The organism is Kaistia dalseonensis, from assembly GCF_030814715.1.
In the GTDB taxonomy this organism is placed as follows: domain Bacteria; phylum Pseudomonadota; class Alphaproteobacteria; order Rhizobiales; family Kaistiaceae; genus Kaistia; species Kaistia dalseonensis.
Map to the genome: position 1 here is coordinate 784,097 of NZ_JAUSVO010000002.1, position 17,533 is coordinate 801,629.

Consider the following 17,533-nt stretch of genomic DNA (forward strand, 5'->3'; position numbering starts at 1 on the left):
GTCCTCGCTATCGGGGCGTGAGTCTGCGATCGACTTCGCCATGAGGACAGGGCCGGCGGAGAAGCCGCGCCATTGCGCTTGACGCATGTATATTGCTTCGGCTTCAGTCCAGATGATCAAAGCGACCCATTCTCGAGGGATCACCCATGACCGAAGGGCAAAATGACCAGGAGCGCGGGACCCCTTATCACCCCGAAGAAATGCGGGCGAGCTGGGATCTGAAAGTGGGAAAGAGCATCACCCTGCAAGGGAGTGCGCGGTGGACGCCGGCCGGCGTCGTCACGGCCGGCCTCGCCGCTTCGGGCATGCTGCTCGCGCTGACCGCGCTGGTCCGCGCCGCGCGGCGACCGTAAGCGCGCAATCTACGGCTCGTCGTGCGCGGGCTGTCCGTTTGATACGCTTCGATAGTCCAGCCCAAGCAGCCTTCTGCTGCCGCCGCGGATCGGTTGCTGTCGACAACAGAGGCGACGGCAGGGCCGCCTTCCCTCAGTCGAAGGACATCGAGATCCCCATCAGCAGGCGGCTTGGCCGAGACTGGCGGCGGCGGCGGGCGAGACCTATTTAAGACGCTCACCCCAAAGGAGATGATGCGATGTCGGCAGCAGCGGCGACGTTTGTTCGGACGGATGAGGAGTGGCGGCGCCTCCTGACGCCGGAGCAATATTACATCATGCGCCAGCACGGCACGGAGCGGCCCGGCAGCTGCGCGCTGCTCCATGAAAAGCGCCAGGGCAGCTTCACCTGCGCCGGCTGCGGCCAGCCGCTTTTCGCATCGGACGGCAAGTTCGAGAGCGGCACGGGCTGGCCGAGCTTCGGCGCCCCGATCGAAGGCTCGGTCACGACCACAGTCGATCGCAGCCATGGCATGGTGCGCACGGAGGTCTCCTGCAGCCGCTGCGAGAGCCATCTCGGCCATGTCTTCGACGATGGTCCGCCGCCGACGTTCCTGCGCTATTGCATCAATGGCGTGGCGATGAATTTCGAGCCAGCCTGACCGCGCTATTGGGCCTCGCAATCGCTGGGCGGCGGCAGGCCGTTGAAACGGTCGGCGATCCAGGCGACGGCCTGCCGGGTCGCCGCCTTCCCCATCGCCTCGTGATTGGCGCCGGGGATCATGATGAAGCGTACGGCACGGCGCCGACTGCAGAGGACATCGGAATAGAGTTCGGTGATCAGCGGCCGCACGATCTTGTCGGAGGCGCCTTGCGCGAGGAAGACGGGCACGCCCGGCGGCGTGATGCCGGGCGTATTGCCCTCGATCAGGTCGCGCCAAGGCTGCGTGGTCGTGACGTCGCGGCTCAGCAAGCTGTTCTGCTGGAAGAGCTGGTCGGCGAGCACGAGGCGAAGCTTGTCATGGGCGCTCTTCGTGCAGGTGTCGGCGATGCGCGGCATGATCAGCACGACGCGTTTGTCGATGGCCGAGGTGATCGGCAGGCCATAGACATTCGACCATGACCAGAGCGCATAGGCCGACAGGACGCGGCCGACGATGCTACCCACATCGGCCCTGATCAGGGAACCGAGCTCCGTCGGTGGCGCCGAGGCCGCGATGCCGACGATCTGGAGCGTCGGCGCATAGCTCTTGGCGATCTGGCCGGCGAAGAGCGCCGCATGGCCGCCTTGCGAATAACCCCAGGGCACGACGCGCGGACTGGCGGGAACCTGCGGCATGGTCATGGCCGCGCGCACGGCATCGAGCACGGCGCGCCCTTGGCTATCGCCGACGAGATAGGGATGAAACCCCGGCGTGCCGAGGCCGGGATAGTCGCTCGCCGCCACGACATAGCCGCGCGCCAGGAAATCCGCCAGGCCGGCTATGTGGTCGTAGCGCGCGGGATCGAGCGAGGGCGCGCAATGCTGGGCAACCCCGGTCGTGGGATGCGCCCAGGCGACTACGGGCCAACCGCCAACAGGCGGGAGGCCCTGCGGCACGATGATGATGCCCGATACGGCGATCGGCTCGCGCCGCACGCCGACCGAGCGATATAGGATCCGGTAGGCCGCGGCCGCCCCGGATGGCGGCACGATCGGCGTGGCGCGGATGAGCGTGCCCGGCTTGCCGACGAGCTCGGTCGGGCTCGCGGCATAGAACGCGTCCTGGGCCTTTGCTGCGGCGAGGCCGAGGCCAAGCACCAGCAGGGTCGCGAGTGCCCTGAGCGCCGAACCGATGCAAACTCGTTCAATACGATCCGAAAACAGCATTAGCGCCCCACGACCGCCTCATCGTAATCCGTCGACCTTCTAGCGCAGATCTTGCCGCTTGGACATGACGTGGCGGCATCTGGGCATGGAGAGGGCGCAATGTTGGCGGCTGCTCCACGGCAAGGAGTACGCAGCCCCGACCTGCGATAGCGGGAGGTGGGCGCGGTCGTCGCATCCAGGATGACGGCCCCGGAACGATGGGCATGGCAACTTGTCCGATGTGGGCGCCAAAACGGTCGCATCGAGGCCCCGAACAGGCCATGATCCGGGGCCAGATTGGGGAGGAGTGGCGGCCGGCGCTTGTATCGGGCGACGGAGAGGGCCACATCATCCGTTGATTGAAAAAGGCGGAGACGATGGCGACCTATCGCGCATTCTACATTTCGGGACCGAATTCGAGCTGGAAGGACAAGCTCAGGCTCGCTGCAGCCGTGATTGTCGGCGGAGCGATCCTGGTGGGTGCCCTGATCCTCTCGCTCAGCCTGGCGCTGATCCTGGTTCCGATCGGATTGATCGCCTACGCATTCCGCCGTCAGATCCTGCGCAGCATGCTCGGCTCGCTACAACGTCAGCAGCAGCAGCAACAGCGGACGCAGTCGCCTGAGCCCGAACGCACGGATTTCCGCAGCGACGGGGCCGGCCCGACCATCGAGGCCGACTACACCGTGATCGACATCGAGCGGCGCGACCGGCGCTGAGGGCAACCCCTCGATGGCTCATGCGTTGTCCTCGAAAGAGGAGAAATGCATGGCCATTCACGCAACTGATCGCGCTGCCCGCGCCGGGGCTCCATCCGCGCCGCTTATCAGCAAGACTGATGCACGGCAGGCCGTCGCGCCCCACCAGCTTCGCTATATGCTCATCATCGGCACGATTGCCGTGATCGTCGGCTTTGCGGTCGTCTACATGCGGATCGCTTGAAGTTGATCGCTGCGCCGACGCGGCGGGTCTACGATCTCTCCAGCCGCCGAGCGCGGCACCGATCGCCTGCGGAAGCATGACCTCCGCGCGACGAGGCGGCGAACGATCCCGCCCCGTGACACGCCTGACCATCTTCCCCGGTGACCGGACCGCGTTTGATTGGGTGCGGCCGTTCAATGGAGGATGTCATGCAGACCATGATGGACCGAACGAGCCTCAAGAAGGCCGTCGAGGGCAACAATGCCGCGCTCTGGACGGGCATGTATGCCGATGATGCCGAGGTGCGCGTCATCGACCAGGACCATCCCCCGAGCAAGCCGCTGGTCCTGAAGGGCAAGAAGGCGATCGGCGCCATGTACGACGATATCTGCGCGCGCAAGATGAAGCATCATCTCGACGAGAGCGTGATCGAAGGCGACCATCTCGCCTTTGCCGAGACCTGCACCTACGACAATGGCACCAAGGTCTATTTCAGCGCGATGGCGGAACTGAAGAACGGCAAGATCAGTCGCCAGACCAACATCCAGGCCTGGGATCGCTGATCCCGTGGAGGCGTGGTCCGCCCCGCCGGGTCACGCCTCCAGCCGGTCGACGAACCAGCGTGTCAGCTCGATCCAGACCTGGTCCTTCTCGGCCGCATCCTCGATGCCGTGCTCGATATTGGGATTGTCGTTGACCTCGATGACGAAGAAGCCATCGTCGGTCTGCTTGATGTCGACGCCGTAGAGGCCGTTGCCGATCAATTGCGCTGCGCGGAGCCCGATATCGATCACCTCCGGCGGCGCCTCGCCGATCGTCATGGAGCGCAGGCCGCCTTCGAGCGCCTTGCCGTTCGGCTGGTGCTTGACGATCTGCCAGTGGTGCTTCGCCATCGTATATTGGCAGACGAAGAGCGGCTTGCCGCCGAGGACGCCGACGCGCCAGTCGAAATCGGTCGGCATGAACTTCTGCGCCAGCAGCAGGTCGGTATCCTTGAACCACGCCTTGGCGAGTTCATCGAACTCCGCCGCATTGCCGACCTTCTTCACGCCGCGCGAGAAGGAGGAATCCGGGATCTTCACCACGAGGGGAAAGCCGAGCTCGTCGGCGGCGCGCTCCATGTCGCCATGGCTGGCGAGGATCACGGTCGGCGGCACGGCGATGCCGTTTCCGGTCATCAGTTCCTGCAGATAGACCTTGTTGGTGCAGCGGATCATCGAGATGGGATCGTCGATGACGGGCATGCCCTCCTGCACGGCGCGGCGGGCGAAGCGGTAGGTGTGGTTGTCGATCGAGGTCGTTTCGCGAATGAACAGCGCATCGAATTCGGCGAGCCGCGCCAGGTCCTTCCGCGTGATCGGCTCGACCTCGACGCCCATCTTCTCCGCGATGCGCGCCCAGTGCTTGAGTGAGGCGAGGTTCGAGGGGGGCATCTTCTCGCGCGGATCGTGCAGCACCGCGAAGGAATGGCGCGGTGGCGTCCGCGTCTTGCGCGAGCGCCATTCGCGCCGCGTACGGTCGTGCAGGGCCTTGTGGAAGAAGGCGAGCTCGTCCGGAGCGAGCCTGGTGATCGAAACCGCCGCGAGCTTGCGGATCTCGGGCCGGCTCGTCTCCTCGATCGTCACGTCCAGAACCGGACAGCGGAACCAGTCGAACAGCAGCCGCGCGAAACGGTCGAAACGCTTGTCGGCGCAGATGCCGAACATCACCAGGAGCCGCGCGGGGATTGCCCCGTCCTCGTGCCGCGCCTTGACGAGCTGGTCTTCCAATTCTGGCAGCGCCTGCGCGTAGAGCGAGCGATCGGCGAGGTCGATCATCGTCTCGACGGTCGGCACCACCCGGTGGCCGCGCGCGCCGGCGAGCAGCGAGGCGTAATAGCCCCGGCTTTGATAGGCGAAGGAGCGCGACAAGTTGATGATCTTGGGACGCGAGCCGCGAAAGAGATTGGTCCGCGCAAGATAGTCCTTGGTCGTGATGACCTTGTGCGGCGTATCTTCGTTGGGGAAGTCCTTGGGATGATCGACCAGTATGACCCAATCGGACATAGTCTACCTCTGCTTGAGAACGACTGCGGCACGCAGCGGTTCCCGGCCCCAGCGGGCCATGCGTTCGAAATCGGCATAGGGAATCGGCAGGTTGGCGGCGTCGGCATGCGTCTCCAGCTCGCGATCCTCGACCCATGGGTCGTGGACGAAGAGATGGCGGCCGTCATCGCCGACCACGAGGATCCAGTGGGGCACCTTCTTGCCGAACATGGCATAGGCCGACACCAGCACGATGACGAGCGCGCCCTCGGCGAGCGCGGCGCGGATCGCCTCGACATCGAGCGGCGTGTGAAAGATCGGAATGTCGAAGGCGATCGTCTGGCGACGAAAATCCTCCTGCGCCAGCGTCATGACGCGGCGCTTCTCGGGATCGCGCACGGAATCGAGGAAGAGCGATCCGTCGCGGCTGACATGCACGGCGGCGGCAAGGCCGTTGCGCGCGGCCGAGACGGCAAGGCCGTGCGGATCGCAGCCGCCGACGCCCGACATCATGAACACCGTCGTTGCCTGCCGCCAGAGCTTGATCTCCTCGACGGGCGCGAGCGTGTAATCCGGCCGGAAATGGGCGAGCGCCATCATCACGCAGCACGGGCCGCAGGTGAAATCCGTCGTCTGCTCGTAATAGGGCACGGCGGTGGAATGACCGGCGCCGCGCAGGCGCTTCTCATAGCGCAGCGCGTTGGCGTGATCCTCGTAATAGTCGAGATAGCGCCCGATGCGGCGAAAGCCGAGCCGTTCATAGAGGCGGATCGCGCCGGGATTATCCTCGCGCACCTCGAGGCGCAGCACGATGCGGTCACGCGCAAAGGCGAGCCGCTCGGCCTCCGCCATCAGGGCTTCGCCAATGCCGGCGCTGCGCCGGTCGGGCGCCACCGCGATCGAATAGAGGCGCGCCATGCCGGTTCCGGCGCGGAAGAGCAGCAGCGCATAGCCGACGAGGTCGCCGTGCGGTGTCTGGGCCACGGCGAGCGCGGCGGTCGGCGCATCGACCAGCTTGCGAAAGCTGCGCCTCGACATGCGGTCGCCCGCGAAGCAGCGTTCTTCGAGATCGACCAGCGCGTCGACATCGGCGACCACGGCCAGCCTCAGCGCAAAAAGCGTTGATCTGTCGGCGGGCGCGGAGCCGGCCATGCGTGCAGGAACGCCCATTGCGGCCGTCCACCAAGGCGATGCGCCGGGGGTTCGGCGCGTCATCGACCAAGCGTTTCGGCCGCAATTGCGGCGACGCTAAGGCTGGGCGGGATTGCTCGGCGCGACTTCCTCGGCGAGTTCGTCGGGCACCCCCGGCGGCGTGCGGGTCTGCTCGCGGAAGAATATGAAGAGGCCCGAGGCGATGATGATCGCCGCTCCGATCAGTACGCTCATCTTCGGCGTGTCGTTGAAGAAGATGTAGCCGAAGATTACCGCCCAGATCAGCATCGTATACTGGTAGGGCACGACCACAGAGGCGGGGGCGAGCTTCAGCGAACGGTTGACGCAGAAACTCGCGAACAGGGCGACCACGCCGAGGAGCAGCAGCAGCGCCAGATCGCGCGGGGTCGGCGTAACCCACTGGAAGGGTGCGAGGACCGCGCCGGCCAGGAAAGCCGCGCCGGTCGAGAAGACGAGCAGCGTGCTGTCGGCCGTCCCGCGCAATTGCCGCGTCACGATCATCAATACGGAATAGACGAAGCTGCCGGTAATCGCGATCAGCGCCGGCCAGCTCAATGTCGACGAGGACGGATTGAGCACGATGATCACGCCGACGAAGCCGACCAGGATCGCGGCCCAGCGGGCGCCATCGATCTTCTCCTTCAGGAAGATCGCGGACATGGCCGCGACATAGATCGGGCCCGCGAGATAATAGGTCATCGTGTCGGCGAGCGGCATGTAGCTGACCGCCCAGTAGAAAAAGCCGATCTCGGTCGTCGAGAGCGCGACGCGCAGCAGTTGCAACCCCCGATGCGGGGCGTGGAGCAGGGCGCCGATGCCGCCATCGCGATGGGCGAAGGGCGCCAGCACGATCAGCGCGCCGAGCGAGCGGACGAGCAGGATCATGCCGACGGAATAGGCCCCGACCAGCCATTTCCCCATCGCGTCATTGATCGAATAGAGCAGGATGCCGAGCACCATCAGCCCGATGCCGAGAGTGGTTCCCGACAAGGCGAAGGATGACGAGTGGGAAGCAGCGGGGCGAGGCAAGGACGACATGAGCAATTCTGGCGATTGAACCGGCAGCTTGCACAGACATTGTGCGATTTCAATAAGGCGGCTAGAAGAATGTGATCCAGTCGGTCAAATCTCGCGTTCAACAGCGCTCCCGACACGGTCAAATCGAATTTTCAGTTGCTTTTTCGGTGCGAAACCCGCATATACGCGGCGACGATCATCGTGATCGCGCTGTTCCATGCGCTGAAAATGCATGGTTCTGACCCGCCTGAAGCGGGGCACGACCCCGTCCTCTGATCCTTTCGCGCGTGGGTCATGACTTCAGACGAGTGCCAAGAGCACTCGCATATTTAGGCTTACTTCTTGGATCAATTGAACAATTTCGCGGATTTGGCCCTTGCCGAACCGCTCCTGCGTGCGCTTGACGTGGCCGGCTTGGTTAAGCCGACGCCAATCCAGGCGCAGGCAATCCCCGCCCTTCTCGAAGGTCGCGACATGCTCGGCATAGCGCAGACCGGAACGGGCAAGACGGCGGCCTTCGGCCTGCCACTTCTCCAACATCTTTCGCGTCGTGCCGACGGCCTCGAGCCGAAGAGTGTTCGTGCTCTCATTCTTGCGCCGACGCGCGAACTGGCCATCCAGATCGATGCTGAACTGCGCAAATACGCGAAGTTCCTCGGCATTCGTCACGCGCTCGTCTTTGGCGGCGTCGGCCATCAGCCGCAGATCCGCTCGCTCGAAAAGGGCGTCGACATTCTCGTCGCCACGCCGGGCCGTCTGCTCGATCACCTGCAGGCGCGCGTCGTGCGCCTCGACAAGGTGACCCATCTCGTCCTCGACGAGGCGGACCGCATGCTCGACATGGGTTTCGTCCGTGACGTGATGAAGATCGTGGCGCTGCTGCCGCAGGATCGGCAGTCGCTCCTGTTCTCGGCCACCATGCCGGCCGAGATCGCGCAATTGTCGCGCAAGCTCCTGAAGGATCCGGTCCGGGTCGAGGTGACGCCCGAGGTCGTGACCGTCGAGCGGATCGAGCAGCGGCTCTACCGCGTTCCGGCAGGCGACAAGCGGCATTTCCTCGTCGATCTCCTCCAGGATCTGGCGATGCATCGGGTCATCGTCTTCACGCGGACCAAGCACGGCGCCGATCGCGTCGCGCAGCATCTGCAGAAGGCGAAGATCGAAACGCTGGCGTTGCACGGGAACAAGTCCCAGGGCGCGCGCCAGAAGGCTCTCGAAGGCTTCAAAGATGGCAGCCTTCGCGTACTCGTCGCGACTGATATTGCGGCGCGCGGCATCGATGTCGCCGACGTGACCCATGTCGTGAACTTCGACCTTCCGGATGAACCGGAAGCTTATGTCCACCGCATCGGCCGGACCGCAAGGGCGGGTCGGAGCGGATTGGCCTATTCTCTGTTTGACGCTGGCGAAGCATCGCGGCTGAAGGCGATCGAACGGCTGATTCGCCGTCCGATTCCGGAAGTCGTGACGAATTTTAAAGCCCCTCCTGCCGCTCCTCGCGCCGCTGTCGATTTGCAGCGGGGTGAAAATTCGGCACGCGATGGGCAGCCGATGGAACAAAAGAGCAAGAAAAACCGGTGGCGTGGCCAACAACGCCGCCGGGCCGCTTGACGACGCGACTGTCGTTAGCAAAGTTCACTACCGCCAGATTGAAGGAGATTTCCATGGCGACGGGTACTGTGAAGTGGTTTAACGCGACCAAGGGCTACGGATTCATCCAGCCCGATCAGGGTGGTCAGGATGTTTTCGTGCATATCAGCGCCGTTGAGCGCGCTGGTCTGTCGACCTTGCGCGACGGCGCCAAGATCTCGTACGAGCTCGAGACCGATCGTCGTGGCAAGACGTCCGCGACGAATCTGAAGGTCTCCTAAGGAAAATAAGACCCATGGCGAAGGAAGAAGCGCTCGAATTCGAGGGGACGGTCGTCGAGGTTCTCCCCGACGCGAAGTTCCGGGTTGAACTCGAGAACGGGCATGTCGTCGTCGCCTACACCGCGGGCCGGATGAAGAAGAACCGAATCAAGACGCTGGCGGGCGACCGCGTAACCGTCGAGATGACGCCATACGATCTCGATCGGGCGCGGCTGGTCTTCCGGCACAAGGGTGACGCGGTGGCTCCGCCCACCTCGAAAACACCCTTCCGTGGCGGGGCGGCGCGGCGTCGCTGACATCCGACGCTGGGTTTGACGAATCCCGGCCGGCGCGAGCTATCGCGCCGGCCTTTTGTTGTGCGCCGCAGCGAAACGAGGCCGGAAACGGGCGATTGCCCACAAGGCTCTTGCATCGCGAAACGGATGCCCTTATTCTGCCTTTATCGCATCGAGCGGACGAGATGGTCTGGATTGATGTGTTTGAACTCTATTGAAGTTATCTGATACGTCTTTCTAGTTGGAATTGATGAGTTCGGGCATTTTTGGTCCGGGCAAGAGGTTATTAGTATTAAGATATAGATGTGCCGCCGGCCCTTGGCCGGCGGTTTCTTTTTGTGCGTTGCGATGAGCGGCGAGGCCATCTTTCCCATCGCGACCGGCGCGGCTATAGCTGCGAGGCCCGTGCGGCTCGATCGCGCGGCGCGGAGGACGGCATTTTCGACAGCAGGGAACCGAGGTTCCAGGGAGAAGGCTTATGCTGAAGGCGCTTCGCAGCTTCCTTTCCGAACTGACCGGCGCCGATGAAGAACGGCGTTTCAGCGAGGACGACCATCGGCTGGCTGCGGCCGCGCTGCTCTATCATGTGATCGCCGTGGACGGCTCGGTCTCCGAGAAGGAACGGACGCGGCTGCATGATCTGCTGAAGGCGCGCTATGCGCTTGCCGAGGAAGAGACCGAGGACCTGATCCGCGAGGCGGAGACGGCCGATGACGAGGCCGTCGATCTCTATCGCTTCACGAGCATCCTCAAGGATCGCCTCGACGATGACGGCCGCGAGCAGATCATCGCCATGATGTGGGACCTCGTCTACCAGGATGACCACGTGCATGAATTCGAGGAGAACGTGATCTGGCGGGTCGCGGAACTCCTGGGCGTTTCGAGCCGCGAGCGCATCCGCCTGAAGAAGATCATTCAGTCGGGCGGCGCGCCGGTCCTGAGCTGAGGACCGGCATTGGCGGATTGAGAACGATCGTCTAGCATCGGCGATATCACCTTGTTGCGCCGCAGCGGAGCCGATGAAGCCGCCCGTCCTGATCGTCCTCCATCAAGAGCATTCCACCCCCGGCCGTGTTGGCCAGCGGCTAGTCGCTCGGGGGCATAAGCTCGATATTCGCCGGCCCCGCTTCGGCGATGCCCTCCCTGCGACGCTCGACGGGCATGCCGGCGCGATCGTCTTCGGCGGCCCGATGAGCGCCAATGACGATGAGCCCTATGTCCGCGGCGAGATCGACTGGCTGCGGGTTGCGCTGGCCGAGGAGGCGCCGCTCCTCGGCATATGCCTGGGCGCGCAGATGCTCGCCCGCCATCTCGGCGCCAGGGTCAGCCGGCGGCCCGATGGGCTGGTCGAGATCGGCTATTATCCGCTCCGCGCCACCGAGGCTGGCCAGGCGCTCTGCACCTGGCCGCAGCAGATCTACCAGTGGCACAATGAAGGCTTCGAACTGCCGGCCGGCGCGACGCTGCTCGCGGCGGGCGATCTGTTCCAGAACCAGGCCTTTCGCTACGGGCCGTCCGCCTTCGCGTTCCAGTTCCATATCGAGCTGACGCTGGCCATGATGGTGCGGTGGACGACACGCGGCGCCGAGCGGTTTTCGCTGCCGGGAGCCCAGGAGCGCCGCCATCATATCGAGGGCCGGGCGCTCTACGACGTCGAGAGTTCCGCCTTTCTCGACGCGTTCCTCGATGTCTGGCTCGCTCTGCCGCGGCAGGGCCGCGACGCCCGCCTCGGCATGGCGGCGGAATAGCCGGAACGGGCCGAGGCACCGCTCGGGCCCTCATCGCCATCGGCGATGGCGGGCCCGAAGAGGCAGGGCGGCCAAAGTCGAGGTTACAGGCCGGGCCACATCCCGCCAACGAGTCTCAGATTGGCGCCGGTGATGTAGCTGGCGCGCGGGCTGACGAGGAACGAGACGGCGTCGGCGATTTCTTCGAGCGTTCCGACCCGCCCCAACGGAACGTCGGCAAACATCGGCAGCACGATCCGCTCGATGTCCGGCCATGGCGCGTCCGCCGCCAGCCCTTCATTCAACGCGACTTTGCGGAAGGCTTCATCGAGGCTGGCGCTATGGATTGTTCCCGGCGAGACGGTGTTTGCCGTAATGCCGTCCAATGCGACGGCCTTCGCCAGCGAGGCCGTCATGGCGATCATGGCCGCCTTGGCTGCAGCATAGTCCGGCCTTCTGGCCGGCGGCATCAAAGCCGCAAGGCTGGAGATGTTGACGATCCTTCCCCATTTTGCCGCCCGCATGCCCGGCAGCAGGCGGGTCGTGACCCGCACCGCGGCGAGGACGTTTCGATCATAACCCGCTGCCCATGTCTCCGGGCGGGTCGTTGACCAGTCCTCCGTTTCGCCGGAACCGCCCGCATTGTTGATCAATATCTCGACTGGCCTCACGAGGGCCTGCGTCTGGTCGACGAGACGTTGCACGTCGCCTTCGTGGGTCAGATCGCCGACCACGGCGTGGGCACGGCCGCCTCGACCCTTGATATCCTCGGCGACTTCCTCGGTTCTTGTTCGGTTGCGACCGTGGACGATTACGATCGCGCCTTCTCGCGCGAGCCCCCGGGCGATTGCTTCGCCGATCCCTTTACTGCTGCCGGTGATCAGAGCGACCTTGCCGTCTAGGTTCAAATCCATCGCATGTTTCCCCATATGCCTGTCCGGAGCCCATAGAAGGACAGGTCGATGGAAGAGGCCATTACGCACCTTAAAGTGCCCATCGAGCACGAAGACCGGCGCACTTGTCTTGGCCCGGACGGATCGGCGGCGCATGTTTCCCGAGTTATCCAGATGCTGAGTGGACGATGGAAGCTGCCGATCCTGTTTCGCCTGTTCGCAGAACCGACGATGCGGAGCTCGCAATTATTGCGGGATATACCGGGGATCTCACAGAAGATGCTGACGCAGCATCTCAGGCAATTGGAGCAGGACGGCCTGGTCGCAAGGCAGGATTTCCAGGAGCAGCCGCCGCATGTCGCATATGAAGTGACCGCTTCCGGCCGGGCGCTCATGCCGGCGCTGATCGCGGTGAGGGAGTTCGCGCGTCAACACACTGAGGCGGAATGATGAATGCCGGGCTTGCCGCGCGAAAGGCGGCCCGGCAACGGCGTGAGGGTCCGTCCTGCCGGCCCCGGGGGGCAGCGGGCGCATGCCAAGCTTCGTGCCCATGATAGCCTCGGGCCGCGATCGCCGTTGCAGAATGCGAGAGGTCTCGCAAATTGCAATGCGCGACCTCTGAATCGAACGTTAACCTTACCTAGATGTGGCGATTTTCAGTCGAACTTGATCCAGATCTGGTGGCTCATGACGCCGATCGGCTTGGCAGGCGGATTGCGACTGTAAGGCCAAGCTGATGTTCAGGTATTGCGTAGTCAGCTCGATTCGGACGGAGAGGGGTTACAACCGAGACCCCCGGGCCAACCCCTCTCCGCTCCGCCCTGATATCCCCTTGCGTCCTCTGCCGACACCGGGTTGAGATAGGGCTGCGACGAGGTCCCTTGTCGCGTGACATCCCTCCCAGTCCGGAACGCCCGTTCATGTCGGACCACAGAGATCCGCGCGCCCTCGCCGCGTCGCTCGCCTTCTGGAGCAGGCCGGTCGATCCCCAGCCCCTGCCGGGCGGGCTCACCAACACCAATTTCGTCGTCGAGGATCAGGGGCGCAAATTCGTCGTCCGCATCGGTGGCGATATTCCCGTGCATGGCATCGTGCGGGCGAACGAACTTGCGGCCAGCCAGGCGGCCGCGTCGGCCGGCGTTTCGCCCATTGTCGCCTATGCCGAGCCCGGTGCGCTGGTCATGGATTTCATCGAGGGCAGCACCTTCACGCCCGAGGACATCCGCGATCCGCGCAACCTGCCGCGGCTGGTCCAGCTCGTTCGCCGGGCGCATCGCGATATTCCGCGCTTCTTCCGCGGCCCGGCGCCGATGTTCTGGGCCTTCCAGGTGATCCGCGACTACACCCACCAGCTCGAGGACGATGAGAGCCATTATCTGCCGATGCTGGTCGACCTGCTCGATGCGGCCGACCGGCTCGAGGTCGCCGTCGGCCCGATCGAGCTGGTCTTCGGCCATAATGATCTTCTGGCCGCCAATTTCATCGATGACGGCACGCGGCTCTGGCTGGTCGACTGGGATTATGCCGGCTTCAACTCGCCGCTCTTCGATCTCGGCGGTCTCGCCTCCAACAGCGCGCTCGGCGAGGACGCGCGCGACAGGCTGCTGGAACTCTATTTCGAGCGGCCGGTCACCGACGAGCTGCGCCGCAAATCGGCCGCGATGACGGCAGCCTCCCTGCTGCGCGAGGCGATGTGGAGCATGGTGTCCGAAATGCACAGCCCGCTCAACTTCAACTACGAAGCCTACACCCACGAATATCTCACGCGCTTCAAGGCGGCGCTGGCGCTGTTCGATGTGATGGAACGCACATGACCGACCTTCCCTCATCCGCCAAGATCGTCATCATCGGCGGCGGCATCGTCGGCGCATCGGTCGCCTTTCATCTGGGCGCCATGGGCGTGAGCGACGTGCTGCTCCTCGAGCGCGGCAAGCTCACATCCGGCTCGACCTGGCATGCCGCCGGCCTCGTCGGACAATTGCGCACATCCGCCAACATCACCCAATTGCTCGGCTATTCGGTCGCGCTCTATGACCGGCTCGAAGCGGAGACCGGGCAGGCGACCGGCTGGAAGCGAAATGGCGGCCTCCGCCTCGCCTGCAATCCCGAGCGCTGGACCGAGGTGAAGCGGCAGGCGACGACCGCGCGCTCCTTCGGTCTCGAAATGCACCTGCTGTCACCAAAGGAGGCGCAGGACCTCTGGCCGCTGATGCAGATCGACGATGTCGTCGGCGCGGCCTTCCTGCCGACCGACGGGCAGGTGTCGCCATCCGATATCTCGGCCGCGCTCGCCAAGGGCGCGCGCATGAAGGGCGTGACAATCCGCGAGGGCGTCAGCGTGCTCGATGTCGTGGTCGAGGATGGCAAGGTCGCGGCGGTGGTGACGGATCAGGGCCAGGTCGAATGCGACAAGCTGGTGATCTGCGCCGGCCAGTGGTCGCGCGAGATCGGGCGGCTCGCCGGGGTCAACATCCCGCTCGTCTCGGTGCAGCACCAATATCTGATCACCGAGCCGGTGCCGGGCGTCACGCCCGGCCTGCCGACGCTGCGCGATCCCGATCGGCTCACCTATTGGAAGGAAGAGGTCGGTGGGCTCGTCATGGGGGGCTACGAGCCCAATCCCAAGCTCTGGGACGTCGATCCGCTGCCGAGCGATTTCGAATTCCAGCTGCTCGAAAACGACCTCGACCATTTCGAGCCGATCATGGAGCAGGCGCTCGGCCGCGTGCCGGCGCTGGGCGAGGTCGGCATCCGCCAGTTCATCAACGGCCCCGAGAGTTTCACGCCGGATGGCAATTTCATCCTCGGCGAAGCGCCGGAGGTGAAGAACATCTTTGTCGGCGCCGGCTTCAACGCCTTCGGCATCGCGTCCGGTGGCGGTGCCGGCATGGCGCTGGCGGAATGGGTCGCCAAGGGTGCGCCGCCCTTCGATCTCTGGCCGGTCGACATCCGCCGTTTCGGCCGCAATCACCAGGATCTCGGCTGGATCCGGACACGCACGCTCGAAGCCTATGCCAAGCACTACACCATGGCCTGGCCATTCGAGGAGCATCATTCTGGCCGCCCGCTCCGCCGCTCGCCGCTCTATGACCGGCTGAAGGCGGAAGGCGCGGCGTTTGGCGAAAAGCTCGGCTTTGAACGCGCCAATTGGTTTGCGGACCTCGCGGCGGGCGAGGTGCCGGAGGATCACTATACCTATGGCCGGCAGAACTGGTTCGGCGCCGTTGGCCGCGAGCACAAGGCCGCGCGCGAGGCCGCCGTCCTCTTCGACCAGACTTCGTTTGCCAAGTTCGAGCTCGTCGGCCGCGACGCGGAAGCCGCGCTCTCCTGGATCGCCGCGAACGACGTGGCGAAGCCCGTCGGCCATCTCGTCTATACCCAGATGCTGAACGATCGCGGCGGCATCGAATGCGACCTGACCGTCTCCCGCCTTGCCGTCGACAAATATTACGTCGTCACCGGCACCGGCTTCGCGACGCACGACTTCCACTGGATCGCGTCCAACATTCCGGCCGGGATGGATGCGCGCCTTTCCGACGTCACCTCGCAATTTGCGACGCTCGTGCTGATGGGGCCGAAGGCGCGCGAGATCCTGTCGGGGCTGACGCGCGACGACATCTCGCACGCGGCCTTCCCCTTCGGCCGCGCCAGGCCGTTGCAGATCGCCGGCTGCCCGGTTCTGGCGCTTCGTGTCACCTATGTCGGCGAGCTCGGCTGGGAGCTTCACGTGCCGACCGAATTCGCGCTGACGCTCTACGAGGCGCTCATGGAGGCCGGACGCCCGCTCGGTCTGCGCCTTGCCGGCTATCGCGCGATTGAATCGCTCCGCCTCGAAAAGGGCTATCGCGCCTGGGGCGCCGAAATTGGCCCCGATCATTCGCCGCTGGTCGCCGGCATGGGCATGTTCGTGAAGCTCAAGAAGCCGATACCGTTTCTCGGCCGCGCCGCGATCGAGGCGCAGGCTGCCCGGCCGCTGCCGCGCCTGCTCGCCGCCTTCACCACCGTCGATCCCTCGCTCGTCCTGCTCGGGCGCGAGACGATCTATCGCAATGGCGAGCGCGTCGGCTGGCTCGCCAGTGGCGGCTATGGCTACACGGTCGAAAAGCCGATCGGCTATGGCTATGTCCGCAATCCGGCGGGCGTAGACCGCGACTACGTGCTCACTGGTGCCTATGAGCTGGAAATCGCCGGCGAACGCTATCCGGCGGAGGTCCATCTCGACGCGCTCTATGATCCGCAAGGATCGAAGATACGAGCCTGAACGAGTGGTCCCTGCGGCGCCGCCGTCGCCTCGCGTGCAAGGGGGCAAGCGGTGTGTCGTCGCAATTGCCCCGCCTCTTGCGCTCGATGGTTGACAGATAGGGCGGGGAGGTATTCGTTCGCTCGAACAATCGGCAATAATAACATAGAGTTATTCTAATGTATGACGTCACGCGGCGTCAGTTGATTGCAGGCGCCGGACTTGGCGGCGTGGCGATCCTTTCGGGTGCGGTGCTGCCGGCGCGCGCCGACACGGTCCGTCTCGCCCTTTACAATGGCCAGCACCGTCCGCCGGTCGAGGCGCTGGTCGCCGCCTTCACGCAGGCGACGGGCATCGAAGTCGCCACCCGCAACGGCAACAGCGCACAACTCGCGAGCCAGCTGATCGAGGAAGGGCCGAATTCGCCGGCCGATGTCTTCTGGTCGGAGGAAAGCCCATCGCTCGCGGCAATCGCCGAAAAAGGCCTGCTCGTGCCGCTCGCCGCCGACACGCTGGCCGCCGTGCCCGAGACCTATCACGCGAAGGACGGCACATGGACCGGCGCGACGGCGCGCTGCCGCGTCGTCGTCTATAACAAGAGCATGATCGAGCCCGCATCGCTGCCGCCCTCGGTGCTGGATTTCGCGGCGGAAGCCTGGGCCGACAAGGTCGCCTTCGCGCCGAACAGCGGCGCCTTCCAGCAGCAGATCGTTGCCGTCTCGCTGCTCAAGGGCCGCGACGCTGCGCTCGCCTGGCTGAAGGGGCTGAAACAATATGGCCGCGTCTATAATTCCGACTCGGCCGCCGTCGAGGCGGTGGAGAGCGGCGAGATCGAGACGGCGCTGAGCAACAATTACTACTGGCATGCACTCGCCCGCGAGATCGGTGCCGACGACATGCAGTCGGCGATCCACAATATCGGCCATGGCGATCCCGGCACGCTGATCACGGTCTCCGGCGCCGGCGTGCTGAAGACCTCGAAGAACGCGGACGCCGCGCAGAAATTCGTCGCCTTCATGGTGAGCGCGGAAGGGCAGGCGGCCATTGTCGGCGCGATCGCCGAATATCCGCTGCGGCCGGGTGTCGTCTCGCCGTTCCCGCTGACGCCGTTCGACCAGCTCGACCCGGCGCCGGTCACGCCGGCGCAACTCGGCACCGCCGAGGATGCGCTCGCTCTGCTGCGCGAGGCGGACCTGGCTTGAGGCACCCTC

Annotated in this window: 19 protein-coding genes; 14 read left to right on the forward strand and 5 right to left on the reverse strand. The window is 64.7% G+C overall.

Annotated features, from left to right (window positions below; genetic code table 11):
* The first annotated feature begins 146 nt into the window (after window positions 1-146).
* Complete coding sequence (locus QO014_RS09880) at window positions 147-353, forward strand: hypothetical protein (protein WP_266348508.1); 207 nt, start codon at window positions 147-149, stop codon at window positions 351-353.
* A gap of 239 nt (window positions 354-592) precedes the next feature.
* Window positions 593-994, forward strand: coding sequence for a peptide-methionine (R)-S-oxide reductase MsrB (msrB, locus tag QO014_RS09885; protein ID WP_266348509.1), 402 nt, complete (start codon window positions 593-595; stop codon window positions 992-994).
* Between the two features lie 5 nt (window positions 995-999).
* Here msrB and QO014_RS09890 read toward each other — a convergent pair whose 3' ends face one another.
* Entirely contained in the window at window positions 1,000-2,202 is a 1,203-nt protein-coding gene (locus tag QO014_RS09890; RefSeq protein WP_266348510.1) for an alpha/beta fold hydrolase, read from the reverse strand.
* A gap of 356 nt (window positions 2,203-2,558) precedes the next feature.
* Between QO014_RS09890 and QO014_RS09895 the strand changes: the two genes are divergently transcribed.
* From QO014_RS09895 to QO014_RS09905, 3 genes are all read left to right on the forward strand, one after another.
* Window positions 2,559-2,900 (forward strand): hypothetical protein, encoded by a 342-nt coding sequence (locus tag QO014_RS09895; RefSeq protein ID WP_266348511.1) that lies wholly within the window; start codon window positions 2,559-2,561, stop codon window positions 2,898-2,900.
* 49 nt (window positions 2,901-2,949) lie between these two features.
* Complete coding sequence (locus QO014_RS09900; protein ID WP_266348512.1) at window positions 2,950-3,123, forward strand: hypothetical protein; 174 nt, start codon at window positions 2,950-2,952, stop codon at window positions 3,121-3,123.
* A 188-nt stretch (window positions 3,124-3,311) separates the two neighbouring features.
* The gene (locus tag QO014_RS09905) at window positions 3,312-3,665 is read left to right on the forward strand and encodes a nuclear transport factor 2 family protein (protein ID WP_266348513.1); all 354 of its coding nucleotides are present in this window, start codon (window positions 3,312-3,314) and stop codon (window positions 3,663-3,665) included.
* A gap of 30 nt (window positions 3,666-3,695) precedes the next feature.
* Here the strand turns inward: QO014_RS09905 and QO014_RS09910 are convergent, their stop codons facing one another.
* From QO014_RS09910 to QO014_RS09920, 3 genes are all read right to left on the reverse strand, one after another.
* On the reverse strand, window positions 3,696-5,147 hold the full coding sequence (locus tag QO014_RS09910) for a RimK family ATP-grasp domain-containing protein (RefSeq protein ID WP_266348514.1): 1,452 nt from the start codon (window positions 5,145-5,147) through the stop codon (window positions 3,696-3,698).
* A gap of 3 nt (window positions 5,148-5,150) precedes the next feature.
* Window positions 5,151-6,296, reverse strand: a complete 1,146-nt coding sequence (locus QO014_RS09915; protein WP_266348515.1) for a GNAT family N-acetyltransferase/peptidase C39 family protein — start codon at window positions 6,294-6,296, stop codon at window positions 5,151-5,153.
* A gap of 78 nt (window positions 6,297-6,374) precedes the next feature.
* On the reverse strand, window positions 6,375-7,289 hold the full coding sequence (locus QO014_RS09920; RefSeq protein ID WP_266348516.1) for a DMT family transporter: 915 nt from the start codon (window positions 7,287-7,289) through the stop codon (window positions 6,375-6,377).
* A 501-nt stretch (window positions 7,290-7,790) separates the two neighbouring features.
* On the opposite strand from QO014_RS09920, the gene QO014_RS24630 reads away from it, so the two are divergent.
* The 5 genes from QO014_RS24630 to QO014_RS09950 all read left to right on the forward strand — a co-directional run bounded on the left by QO014_RS24630 (window position 7,791) and on the right by QO014_RS09950 (window position 11,210).
* Window positions 7,791-8,927 (forward strand): DEAD/DEAH box helicase, encoded by a 1,137-nt coding sequence (locus QO014_RS24630; RefSeq protein WP_503128676.1) that lies wholly within the window; start codon window positions 7,791-7,793, stop codon window positions 8,925-8,927.
* Between the two features lie 53 nt (window positions 8,928-8,980).
* Window positions 8,981-9,187 (forward strand): cold-shock protein, encoded by a 207-nt coding sequence (locus QO014_RS09935; protein WP_073053266.1) that lies wholly within the window; start codon window positions 8,981-8,983, stop codon window positions 9,185-9,187.
* A 14-nt stretch (window positions 9,188-9,201) separates the two neighbouring features.
* Window positions 9,202-9,483, forward strand: coding sequence for a translation initiation factor IF-1 (gene infA, locus QO014_RS09940; protein WP_266348517.1), 282 nt, complete (start codon window positions 9,202-9,204; stop codon window positions 9,481-9,483).
* A gap of 457 nt (window positions 9,484-9,940) precedes the next feature.
* Window positions 9,941-10,408: a tellurite resistance TerB family protein gene (locus tag QO014_RS09945; protein ID WP_266348518.1), complete on the forward strand. Its 468-nt coding sequence runs from the start codon at window positions 9,941-9,943 to the stop codon at window positions 10,406-10,408.
* Between the two features lie 73 nt (window positions 10,409-10,481).
* Window positions 10,482-11,210 (forward strand): glutamine amidotransferase, encoded by a 729-nt coding sequence (locus tag QO014_RS09950; protein WP_266348519.1) that lies wholly within the window; start codon window positions 10,482-10,484, stop codon window positions 11,208-11,210.
* Between the two features lie 83 nt (window positions 11,211-11,293).
* Here QO014_RS09950 and QO014_RS09955 read toward each other — a convergent pair whose 3' ends face one another.
* Window positions 11,294-12,103, reverse strand: coding sequence for an SDR family NAD(P)-dependent oxidoreductase (locus QO014_RS09955; RefSeq protein WP_266348629.1), 810 nt, complete (start codon window positions 12,101-12,103; stop codon window positions 11,294-11,296).
* Window positions 12,104-12,151: 48 nt separating this feature from the next.
* Here QO014_RS09955 and QO014_RS09960 point away from each other — a divergent pair, with 48 nt between their 5' ends.
* The 4 genes from QO014_RS09960 to QO014_RS09975 all read left to right on the forward strand — a co-directional run bounded on the left by QO014_RS09960 (window position 12,152) and on the right by QO014_RS09975 (window position 17,524).
* Entirely contained in the window at window positions 12,152-12,532 is a 381-nt protein-coding gene (locus tag QO014_RS09960) for a winged helix-turn-helix transcriptional regulator (RefSeq protein ID WP_266348520.1), read from the forward strand.
* Between the two features lie 470 nt (window positions 12,533-13,002).
* A complete protein-coding gene (locus QO014_RS09965; RefSeq protein ID WP_266348521.1) occupies window positions 13,003-13,896 on the forward strand; it encodes a choline/ethanolamine kinase family protein in 894 nt (297 codons plus the stop codon).
* On the forward strand, window positions 13,893-16,343 hold the full coding sequence (locus tag QO014_RS09970; protein ID WP_266348522.1) for a GcvT family protein: 2,451 nt from the start codon (window positions 13,893-13,895) through the stop codon (window positions 16,341-16,343). Before QO014_RS09965 ends, QO014_RS09970 begins: the two co-directional genes overlap by 4 nt.
* Before the next feature lie 158 nt (window positions 16,344-16,501).
* Complete coding sequence (locus QO014_RS09975; RefSeq protein ID WP_266348523.1) at window positions 16,502-17,524, forward strand: extracellular solute-binding protein; 1,023 nt, start codon at window positions 16,502-16,504, stop codon at window positions 17,522-17,524.
* The last annotated feature ends 9 nt before the right edge of the window (window positions 17,525-17,533 follow it).

Bases quoted from the DNA above. Each gene is read 5' to 3' on its own strand.
- QO014_RS09880 (WP_266348508.1), top strand. From the start codon at position 147: ATGACCGAAGGGCAAAATGACCAGGAGCGCGGGACCCCTTATCACCCC.
- msrB (WP_266348509.1), top strand. From the start codon at position 593: ATGTCGGCAGCAGCGGCGACGTTTGTTCGGACGGATGAGGAGTGGCGG.
- QO014_RS09890 (WP_266348510.1), bottom strand. From the start codon at position 2,202: ATGCTGTTTTCGGATCGTATTGAACGAGTTTGCATCGGTTCGGCGCTC.
- QO014_RS09895 (WP_266348511.1), top strand. From the start codon at position 2,559: ATGGCGACCTATCGCGCATTCTACATTTCGGGACCGAATTCGAGCTGG.
- QO014_RS09900 (WP_266348512.1), top strand. From the start codon at position 2,950: ATGGCCATTCACGCAACTGATCGCGCTGCCCGCGCCGGGGCTCCATCC.
- QO014_RS09905 (WP_266348513.1), top strand. From the start codon at position 3,312: ATGCAGACCATGATGGACCGAACGAGCCTCAAGAAGGCCGTCGAGGGC.
- QO014_RS09910 (WP_266348514.1), bottom strand. From the start codon at position 5,147: ATGTCCGATTGGGTCATACTGGTCGATCATCCCAAGGACTTCCCCAAC.
- QO014_RS09915 (WP_266348515.1), bottom strand. From the start codon at position 6,296: ATGGGCGTTCCTGCACGCATGGCCGGCTCCGCGCCCGCCGACAGATCA.
- QO014_RS24630 (WP_503128676.1), top strand. From the start codon at position 7,791: ATGCTCGGCATAGCGCAGACCGGAACGGGCAAGACGGCGGCCTTCGGC.
- QO014_RS09935 (WP_073053266.1), top strand. From the start codon at position 8,981: ATGGCGACGGGTACTGTGAAGTGGTTTAACGCGACCAAGGGCTACGGA.
- infA (WP_266348517.1), top strand. From the start codon at position 9,202: ATGGCGAAGGAAGAAGCGCTCGAATTCGAGGGGACGGTCGTCGAGGTT.
- QO014_RS09945 (WP_266348518.1), top strand. From the start codon at position 9,941: ATGCTGAAGGCGCTTCGCAGCTTCCTTTCCGAACTGACCGGCGCCGAT.
- QO014_RS09950 (WP_266348519.1), top strand. From the start codon at position 10,482: ATGAAGCCGCCCGTCCTGATCGTCCTCCATCAAGAGCATTCCACCCCC.
- QO014_RS09955 (WP_266348629.1), bottom strand. From the start codon at position 12,103: ATGGATTTGAACCTAGACGGCAAGGTCGCTCTGATCACCGGCAGCAGT.
- QO014_RS09960 (WP_266348520.1), top strand. From the start codon at position 12,152: ATGGAAGAGGCCATTACGCACCTTAAAGTGCCCATCGAGCACGAAGAC.
- QO014_RS09965 (WP_266348521.1), top strand. From the start codon at position 13,003: ATGTCGGACCACAGAGATCCGCGCGCCCTCGCCGCGTCGCTCGCCTTC.
- QO014_RS09970 (WP_266348522.1), top strand. From the start codon at position 13,893: ATGACCGACCTTCCCTCATCCGCCAAGATCGTCATCATCGGCGGCGGC.
- QO014_RS09975 (WP_266348523.1), top strand. From the start codon at position 16,502: ATGTATGACGTCACGCGGCGTCAGTTGATTGCAGGCGCCGGACTTGGC.